10 protein-coding genes are annotated in these 9,854 nt (G+C 50.9%); all 10 read right to left on the reverse strand.

Going from position 1 to position 9,854, the window contains the following annotated elements:
* Nucleotides 1-34: 34 nt before the first annotated feature.
* Nucleotides 35-931, reverse strand: coding sequence for a hypothetical protein (locus P8014_RS11080; protein ID WP_337817385.1), 897 nt, complete (start codon nt 929-931; stop codon nt 35-37).
* Between the two features lie 38 nt (nt 932-969).
* Entirely contained in the window at nt 970-2,046 is a 1,077-nt protein-coding gene (locus P8014_RS11085; RefSeq protein WP_337817386.1) for a glycosyltransferase family 2 protein, read from the reverse strand.
* Nucleotides 2,012-3,061, reverse strand: coding sequence for an O-unit flippase-like protein (wzx, locus tag P8014_RS11090; protein ID WP_337817396.1), 1,050 nt, complete (start codon nt 3,059-3,061; stop codon nt 2,012-2,014). The genes P8014_RS11085 and wzx overlap by 35 nt, the downstream gene beginning before the upstream one ends.
* Nucleotides 3,062-3,345: 284 nt before the next feature.
* Entirely contained in the window at nt 3,346-4,272 is a 927-nt protein-coding gene (locus tag P8014_RS11095; RefSeq protein ID WP_337817387.1) for an NAD(P)-dependent oxidoreductase, read from the reverse strand.
* Entirely contained in the window at nt 4,265-4,813 is a 549-nt protein-coding gene (gene rfbC, locus P8014_RS11100) for a dTDP-4-dehydrorhamnose 3,5-epimerase (RefSeq protein ID WP_337817388.1), read from the reverse strand. Before rfbC ends, P8014_RS11095 begins: the two co-directional genes overlap by 8 nt.
* Complete coding sequence (rfbH, locus tag P8014_RS11105) at nt 4,813-6,129, reverse strand: lipopolysaccharide biosynthesis protein RfbH (RefSeq protein ID WP_337817389.1); 1,317 nt, start codon at nt 6,127-6,129, stop codon at nt 4,813-4,815. Before rfbH ends, rfbC begins: the two co-directional genes overlap by 1 nt.
* A 22-nt stretch (nt 6,130-6,151) precedes the next feature.
* A complete protein-coding gene (gene rfbG / locus P8014_RS11110; protein WP_337817390.1) occupies nt 6,152-7,234 on the reverse strand; it encodes a CDP-glucose 4,6-dehydratase in 1,083 nt (360 codons plus the stop codon).
* Nucleotides 7,219-7,989 carry a glucose-1-phosphate cytidylyltransferase gene (rfbF, locus tag P8014_RS11115; protein ID WP_337817391.1) on the reverse strand — a complete coding sequence of 257 codons (771 nt, stop codon included), beginning with the start codon at nt 7,987-7,989 and terminating at the stop codon, nt 7,219-7,221. The genes rfbG and rfbF overlap by 16 nt, the downstream gene beginning before the upstream one ends.
* A 39-nt stretch (nt 7,990-8,028) precedes the next feature.
* On the reverse strand, nt 8,029-9,015 hold the full coding sequence (locus tag P8014_RS11120; protein ID WP_337817392.1) for an FAD-binding oxidoreductase: 987 nt from the start codon (nt 9,013-9,015) through the stop codon (nt 8,029-8,031).
* A 67-nt stretch (nt 9,016-9,082) separates the two neighbouring features.
* The gene (locus P8014_RS11125) at nt 9,083-9,655 is read right to left on the reverse strand and encodes a hypothetical protein (protein WP_337817393.1); all 573 of its coding nucleotides are present in this window, start codon (nt 9,653-9,655) and stop codon (nt 9,083-9,085) included.
* Between the last annotated feature and the right edge of the window lie 199 nt (nt 9,656-9,854).

Consider the following 9,854-nt stretch of genomic DNA (forward strand, 5'->3'; position numbering starts at 1 on the left):
AAAACCAAAGCCACCATAAGCAAGCAGTAACCAACTAAAGAAAAACCTTGATGCCTTCAGAAAGTAGCGATAAATGTATATTTGTCGAAGCCACCCTGGCGGGGGAACCAAAGAAAACTTTATACAGCAATGCCTCACCACCATAATATAAAAACCAAAAAGAAAAGGCGGCCAAGAAGAAAAATGAGAACAATAAAACAAAACCAGAGGCAGCAATACTAAATCGCCAACGAAGCGAAAAAATCAATGAAACATAAAAACCAAAAACAACAAAGAAATATGCTACTAGGCCAGTTCTAGAAACAGCCAAGCCCACCAATAGGGCAGAAACAAACATGTAAAATAAAGACCGTCCGACACGACCAATTAACAGGCATTGATACAAGACCACCCCCAAAAAAATAGACACCGTCACAGCAAATCTGTTCGGATCCGCCATGACACCATTATAGCGCGGAAACCCACCCACAACCCATGGATTAACGTCATACCAGCTGATTGAAAAATGCAATATATCTTTAAAATAAAGCCACTGAATCACAACCGCAAGGAAAGAAAAAACCAAAAACAGCTTGAATGCCGAAACAAATACACTCAATAAATGCTCCCGAACGACCAACAAAAACATTCCGGACACAAACAAAATCCAAGAAAAATACAAGAACCTTTTCAAGGAAATCCCAAGGGGATCTGGCCCTGAAAAAATAACTGACAACCCTGACAACACAATCATAGAAAGCAGAAAAAATAAATAATAATTTATACTTAAACTCGACTCTTGCCCTCTTAGCATCCAAACATAAACCACCGAGAGCGGGATATAAATTACAGACATAGCCAAAAATGGTGTAAGCACAAAGTGCGCACCCGGAAACAAGTCCACCACCTCAATCGGCGACACCGCTAAAATGAGCACGGACAAAATAACCATAAATCGACCGAATCTCATTATTCACCCAAACCGAATGCTCATAAAAATAAACACAACACCAACCCCAGCGCCTTGATAAAAAACTTTTTAGTGACCAGCGCTCCGCTACCGCCACAGCCTTTAAGATTGGAATAATCAACTGAATTATGAACAAACTCCAAGCCAAGTGAAAACCTACGCTCAAACCAGCACAAATCCACCTTCGTTCTATTTATGCTATACCACCGCCCTAAATTATAGACAATTGGAAATCTTAATTTTTGCAGCAAATCCTCTCGGACGAAACCGCCTATTCGCAAAAAACCCGCAAGAACATCGGGACGTCTTGAGGCGTTATCTTCCCACCGGTACTCCGCCAACACTCTATTAATTAAAAACCCACCACTCCGCCTAAAATACAGGTAGCTCAAAACGTAGTCTGAACTGGGCCAATATTTTTCGTCGTACCCACCAAGATCCACCAATGATCTTTTTTCAAAAAGAACACCAAGACTACCATAAAATGGGTGCCCTCTCAAATAATCACATTTACCCAGCCGCCTAACCCTTATTATCTTCGAAAGCTTACGCCACGCCTTCCTCACCAGGATTATTCCATAAGGCATTGGCGCCCGAGGAATATCCCCTATAACTTCTGCATCCACACCAACGAACGCATTTCCACTCCGGATACCCATGACCGTTTCTAGCCACCCATCAGCCAAGCGATCATCGTCATTTAAAATCGTCAGCCATGCACCTTGAGCCAACTCTATCCCGCGATTCCAATTCCCAAACATCCCTATATTTTCTTCATTTCGATATAGTACCAATCGATCATCTCCATACGACCTAATCATCTTGTCCACTTCCGCGCACACTGCCGCATCTTGGCAATTATCGATGACCACCACTTCAAATTTTCTGTCCGCCTTTTGCGACAAGGCCGAATCAATGGCCTCTCCTAGCATTTTAGGCCTGTTGTATGTCGGTATTACTATGGATACGTCAGGCCGCCCCTCACCGTGCGTTCCGACAACTAGGTTCGATCTGACATGGCTATATTTCGAGAACGAATCAACACGATCTTTTTCCAGTCCGTCACTTAAACCGTTTAGCAATCTGACGCCCCCCACACCTCAAGATATCTAACCAGCTCCCACCCAAATCTTTCATGGCTTCCATAGGCCACTTCCAATTGTTATAGGCAAGCTGTACCGCTCCTTGCGCAAAAACAAGCCCCCATATCCCCCACTCGGACACAAGCATTACGCTTAACCCCGCAATGACTAATCCTGAGTAGACAGCCGCTTTCAAGAACGGGACTTCGTTCTTTGTTGTGATGTATGCCGCAGCCACACTATGGTTCAACTCAAGCAGGACAATTAGCCCTAGGGCGATAAGTTCCGGACCGTTCAAGAGCGGAGTGTTACTCGCAATGGCCTTGAGCAATCCATCTCCAAGGGTTACTAAGAAAATCATTCCCGCGACAAAAACACCCCAAGCAAGGAGCAGAATTTCGCCATAAATGCTCCTGAGTTCTTGTCGACTTCCACTTACCTGTAGTGCGTTCAAGTGTGGCATCTGCACATTGCCAATTACGGTCGACACACTCATCAAAGCCATCAAGATGGTAATGGTCATGCCGTAACTGGCTGATGCCGCCAACCCAAGGAAGCTGGACGCAATTAGTATGCTGGAGCGCTGAATGAGAAACGCCCCCAAGTGAACTACACCCAGACGCCAACTGTTGTGCCACAAAGTTTTCAGAAGTCGGTTTTCCTGCTCAGATCGGATTTTGTGCGCCTGCCGTGCTTCCGGCCGGCCATCCACGAAGTAGTACGTCATGGATGCCCAACGCCCAACCAAAGCGGAAATCAGGGAAGCAATACCCAATCCAGGCAACCCATACCCCATCACGACAAGCAATGCACCCAGCACGATCAAAGTGCCGCGGGTAATGACGATCACCTTGTTTGCCGAGGTTATATCCCCCCTGCCCTGCAGCAACCCATTGAAGTAGCCGTAATAGAAGGTTGTGACATAGCCGAACCCGAACGCGCCCCACGCAGGCAAGTACACCCAAGGGTTCTGATTTGCCGTGAGCAACGTGGATCGCCGTATGTACGAGTTCCCCCAATAATGGGAGATTCAATGATTGCCCTTCTGGCGGTGGTGAAGACAGCCCCTTTTTCACCAAGGTTTGCGCACCGGCGTATACGTAGGCTGTATTGCGGGCCAGCGTTGGCTGGAAACCAAACTCCAGCAGTAGAGCCAAGCTCCCCAATGTGACGAACACAAACCAAAGCCCGACATCTTCCTGAGGCAGGTAGTGCAGAATGACGGGAAGAAGGATAAGGCCTGCACCGATGTTCAGTGCCTGAGCAACATAACCCCACACGATATCCCTGCGCGTAGCTGGGGCCGCCATCGAATCAACTCGCTTCTGTTCTTTTCGGGCGCGTCTGGACGATACCTTCTGCAAAGGAAATATGCGGTGTCCATCCCGGCGGGGTTCTATAGCTTTGCCATGGTTCCATGACTTCTCTTGGGCGATAGGGGCGCCCACCCCATTCGATGGGTAGCTTTTCGCAGCCTGTCGCTCGCTCAAAAGCATCTACCAAATCGACCAGTCGCATAGGGGCGCCCGATGACACACCATAGCGTTCGTGCCCCAGCGTTTGCCGTTCCAACATCGAGGCACTTAGTACAAAGGCTTCAACGACGTCATCCACATGGACTAGATCAATCTTCTGTAGACCAGGGGACATGGCAATGGGGGTTTGCTCAAGTGCTGTTTTCCACAACAGAGAGATCAGTTTGGGTCGCGGATCATTCGGGCCATAGGTATCGAAGAGCGCAAGAGTAATCACCCTCAGTCCGTGCGCATTTACGTAGTAGTCGAGGATATCCTCGAAAGCCTGTTTCGTGGCTGCGTACAGATTGACGGGGTTATAGGGAGCATCTTCGAAGTGCTGCCATGACGTACCGGTGTTGACGAGCATGCGCACGTCATTGGCAAGCATTCCTTCCACTAACTGAGTGGAGAAAAGGACATTGCTCGTAATCAGCCGGGCAACATCTTCTACGCGATGCTGTGCCAGGAACAGTGATGCCAGGTGAAACACGACATCAGGAGCCGCTTCCTTCACCAACCGAATCATCCCTTCGGTCGTTCCATCGTGCTCGTAGATTTCAACCGCACCGCCGAGATCAGACAGAGCCCCTCTGTCTGTTTCCGGCCGCACGATCACATGCACCGACCAACCTTCTACCAGAAGGCGTCGAACCAGATGCGAACCGATGAAACCTGTCGCCCCTGTCACCAACGCACGCCGGTCCTTGGCTACAGAATTACTCATACCAAAATGGGCTCTCAAATTCGTTCAGGGCGGAGAAACCTTGATCGCGCTCAGACATGATCGGTGACTCACTTGGCCAGTCGATACCCAACGAGCTCCAGAGAATGCCGGCATCCTGCTCGGGCGCATATACCGTTGACACCTTGTAAACGAGGGTCGCTTCGTCACTGGTTGCGCAGAACCCGTGAGCCAGCCCCTTGGGGATGTATAGGTAGTTGCCCACCTCTGCGCTCAGCGAGAATGTAGCCGCCTGACCATAGGTTGGCGATCCGCGCCGAAGGTCTACCACTGCATCGAACACGGAACCCTGCGTGCAGTAGACCATTTTCACATGGTCCATGGGCGGCACCTGGAAATGCATTCCTCGAATCACGCCTCGGCGCGATACCGAGTAATACTCCTCGGCAAAGTGGGTTTCCAGACCACGTTCTTCGAAGGCCTGTTCATGGAAGACCTTGATGAAACGACCGCGAGCATCCTCGAATACCCGCGGGAAAATCTGGTAGCAGCCCGGAATCGATGTTTCTCGCACATCGAACATCAGAAGTTGACCCCCAGGAAAGTCTCGATCGTGTCTGCAATGAAATCGAGCATTTCCTTGCTCAAGCCCGGGTAAACACCCACCCAGAAAGTGTGGTTCATCGTGATGTCGGTATTAGTCAGTTCGCCAACGACACGATATTCCCTGTCTTTCATGTAGGGCTGGCGAATCAGGTTGCCAGCAAACAGCAATCGAGTCCCGATCTTGTTTTGATCCAGGTACTGGGTGAGTTCCCGTCGACTGACATCCGACTCCGGACGGATCGTGATGGGGAAACCAAACCAGGACGGATCGGAATTCGGGGTCACCTCGGGCAGCATCAGGAATTCTTCGCAGCTCTGGAGTCGCCCCTTAAGGTACGCGAAGTTCTCCTTGCGGATCCGGATGAAATCTTCGACCCGATCCATCTGTGCCAGAGCGCAGGCAGCCTGCATGTCGGTGATCTTAAGGTTGTACCCGAGATGCGAGTAAATGTATTTGTGGTCATATCCTTCCGACAGATCACCCAATTTCCAGCAGAAACGTTTGCCGCAGGTGTTGTCTTTGCCCGGCGGACAGTAACAGTCTCGCCCCCAATCCCGGAACGACTCAGCGATGACCTTGAGTTCCGGATTGTTGGTAAATACCGCCCCACCCTCGCCCATCGTGATGTGGTGGGCTGGGTAAAAGCTCAGCGTCCCGATATCGCCGAAGGTGCCGACCTTTTGGCCGTTGTAGGTCGCCCCCAGGGCATCACAGCAATCCTCGACCAACCAGAGGTTGTGTTTTTTGCAGATGGACGTAATGGCCTCGAGATTGAACGGGTTACCCAAGGTATGCGCCAGCATGATCGCCTTGGTCTTCGGCGTGATGGCGGCCTCGATCAGGCTTGCATCAATGTTATGCGTCGACAGATCGACGTCGACAAATACAGGCACCGCACCGAACTGGATAATTGGATTAACCGTCGTCGGAAAGCCTGCAGCCACCCCAATCACTTCATCCCCTCGCTTGATGGCGCGATCACCAAGCTTTGATGATGTCAGTGTCGAAAAGGCCACCAGGTTTGCCGAGGAGCCGGAATTGACCGTGATCAAATGCTTGACGTCCATGAATGACGCCAGACGCTTTTCGAAAAGTTCGTTGAAACGCCCTGTGGTCAGCCAGCCATCAAGGCTTGCCTCGACCATGTTTTGCAATTCGGGGGCACCAATGACCTTCCCGGATGGAGGAACCACAGTCTGACCTTGCTCGAACGGCTTGAGCGCAAAGGCCTCCTCGGCATACTGAGCCACGAGTTCGGAGATCTGACTACGCAAAGTTTGAAGGCGGTCCATAAAAAATCTGCTCTTTAAATCATCAATGAGTGTTCATGTAGGCGTTGATCTGACGGATTGTCAGATCGTGCATATTTTCACCGCGGTAGTACGCACGATACCAATCAACGATGTGAGACAAGGTTTCATCGAGGCTCCAACGAGGGGCCCAACCAAGATGGGCTCGCGCCTTGGAGATATCGAGCTTGAGGTAGTTGGCCTCGTGAAGTTGTGGCTCCTTATCCAGGCGCCAGCTCGCGCCATCTCCCCAGCGCCGCACCAGCCTGTCGACCAGCCAGGAAACGGGTTGGGCGTCCTGGTCGACCGGACCGAAATTCCAACCAGAAGCATAGTCCGCCCCTTCTTCGACCAGCTTTTCAGCCAACGCGATGTAGCCGGATAGAGGCTCCAGCACGTGCTGCCATGGGCGAGTCGCATTCGGGGAACGAATGCACAGTTCCTCTCCGGCTGCCATGGCACGGATAAAGTCGGGTACCAGACGATCTCCCGCCCAGTCACCACCTCCGATCACGTTGCCCGCACGAACACTGGCAACCGCCACACCATGACGGTCAAAGTCATTCGGATTGAAATAGGAGGAGCGGAATGCAGAGACGACCAGCTCTGAACAGCCCTTACTGTTGCTGTATGGGTCATAGCCCCCCATGGGCTCGTTTTCGCGGTAGCCCCACTCCCACTCACGATTTTCATAGCATTTATCGCTAGTCACCATGACAACCGCACGAACGCTTGGGCAGGCACGAATGGCCTCAAGCAGATGCACACTGCCCATGACGTTGGAGGCATAGGTGGAAACTGGATCGCTGTAGGACAGTCGCACCAGCGGTTGCGCAGCCATGTGAATGACCACTTCCGGCTGCACCGCAAGAAGCGCCTGCTTCATCGCATCAAGATCGCGGATATCACCAACTGTGGACTCGATCGCGGACGACACATTCGCCGCTTCGAAAAGGCTCGGTTCAGTTGGCGCCGGGAGGGAATACCCGTGAAGCTCAGCCCCCATATGGCGCAGCCAGAGAGCTAGCCACCCACCCTTGAAGCCGGTATGCCCCGTGATGAAGACGCGCCGACCTTGCCAAAATTTCGGGTTTACCAACGTTTCCATGGAGCCTTACCGGATTGCCAAAGTTCTTCGAGGTGCTGCTTGTCCCGGAGGGTATCCATCGGCTGCCAAAAACCACCATGCTTGTAAGCAACAAGCTGGTTTTCCGACGCCAGGCGCTCCAGGGGAGTTCGCTCCCAGATCGTATCGTCCGCATCGATGTAATCGATCACCTTGGGCGACAAGACAAAAAAACCACCATTGATCCAACCACCATCGCCACTAGGCTTTTCCTGAAAGCTGTGGACATGGTCACCATCCAAGCCAAGGGCCCCGAATCGTCCAGGTGGCTGCGTCGCCGTCATGGTCGCCAGTTTTCCGTGCTCGCGGTGGAAATCGATGGTGCGGCTGATGTCAATATCACCAACACCGTCCCCATAGGTGAAGCAGAACATTTCTTCATCTTTCAGGTATTCACCCGCTCGCTTCAAACGACCGCCTGTCATGCTGGCATCGCCCGTATCCACCAGCGTCACGCGCCACGGCTCGGCGCTATTCTGGTGAACCTGCATCTGGTTGTTTTCCATGTCGAAAGTCACATCCGACATATGCAGAAAATAGTTGGCGAAATACTCCTTAATTACGTAGCCCCTGTACCCTAGACAGACAACAAAATCCAGGATACCGTAGGTCGAGTAAATTTTCATGATATGCCACAGAATAGGCTTACCACCCACCTCGACCATTGGCTTGGGGCGGGACCCTGTTTCCTCGCTAAGGCGAGTTCCCAGCCCGCCGGCAAGGATAACTGCTTTCATCGATGTGACTCCGCGATATCTACAAAGACCACTAAAGGGTCACGAGGAGGTAAACGGGTCGCTGCGGAAACGATCTTCCGGCAACCCTAGTGATTGGCAAAGGACCCGTGCGGATTCGATCATAGCAGGGTTCCCGCACGCAAAAACCAAGGACTCGCTTAAGTCCGAATGCCTCGCGGCAACAACATCTTGCACGTAGCGAGGGCCATCATGCGACTCCTGAGAAAAAACCGAAACGTATTCAAATGCACACCTTGAACTCAAAGCACGCAACTGCTGACCGAGATATTCATCAGACTGGACTCGATTGCCCCAATACACAGATATTGAGCCCAACGCCTCCATTCGCTCCGACCCTAACCCCTTCAATATGGCGTAAATTGGAGCAATTCCAGTACCAGTCGACAAAAAAATCGTCTTACGAGCTTGATCTTTGTGCTGAACAAAAAAGTGCCCATGAGGCCCTTCTAGATGCAACAAATCTCCTTCCTTCGCCTCACAAAACAAGTAATCACTAAACGCCCCATTTGAGACGCGGCGAACGTGCATCCTAATAAGGCTATCCGCCGCCGAAACATCAGAGAGTGAATAGCTGCGCGTCACACGTTTTTTGTTTGTAATACGCACGAACTGCCCGGGCAAATAACGAAAAACTTGCGTTGGCGGCAGTCGAAGAACAACCTCAACAATCCAATCTCCAAGCGCACTCAACTCATGAATTTTCGCAGGAGTTCTCAAAGACTGAATTGAATCCAATTCAGGAAAATAAGGAATACGCACAACCACGTCGCTACATGCGGTCACATTACAAAGAAAAATCTCATCGCCATTACGAGAAGGCGCAGAGGCATTCATTGACTCCACACTCCCAGACACAAGTGTCGCTGAACACTGACCGCAATCCCCCCGCCTACAGGAATATGAAACATCAATCCCCGCCGATAGCAAACAAGAAAGCAAATCATCTCCAGGAAGACTCAAAACTTCACGCGTAGTGTCTGACTTGCGAACTTCAAGCTTAAACATGGCCTAGAGCACCTCCCCAACCACGCCCAACATACAACTAAAACGCTCCCCCAAATGCCCCATCTAATCAACCGCCTGAAATACGCTGCCTGACCCGCCCCAAGAAAGACGCGAGAACGACCACCATCAACGAGAGAACAACACCCAGAAACACCGACAAAACCACTATCATATATTTTTTTGCGCGCCCAACTTTCAACATCAAAGAATGCAATTTTACATCGACAATTCTCATCGAAATACGAAAGCGACTATCCACTGGAAGACGACCATTGGAATCAGAAAAATCTTTAACTATTGCTTTCAACAAATCCCGACAAACCTCCCCACCACCTTCTGCAGATTCACACTTGAGCAATACCACATTAGTACCCAAAGGAACCTCCGAACTGATTAAAACACGACTCCGAGGATGAGCATCCTTATAAGCCATCAAAACATCTTGGACAAACCTCGCATCTAACAGCCGCTTCACCGTAGCCTGCGGAGAGGCATGGCCGACTCGACTGTCATTTGACACTGAATTTTTCCAATCCACCTGAAGAGCAACGTCACGACTTGAAACAACACTCGAACTCGAGGACTGGCTTATATAGTGAAGCTCCCCAAAAAGCACCCTGCCAGTAATCACCAAAAACACCGCCAACGCCTACCCCATAGTATCAAAACCAAATCGACCAAATCCATTTCGTCGTCGCGTGATAGCGCGGGCTTGCTCATTAGGGACACGCTTATATGGGTTCTCCCTCGTTTGCCAGTTGATCTGCGTTTGGGTAGGTTCGACTGCGCGCTTATATACGGCCTGTTGATGAGCAAAGGTGCTCTGGCCCAGAGGGTCA

The sequence above is a fragment of the Acidihalobacter sp. genome (assembly GCF_037381185.1).
Lineage (GTDB): Bacteria > Pseudomonadota > Gammaproteobacteria > DSM-5130 > Acidihalobacteraceae > Acidihalobacter_A.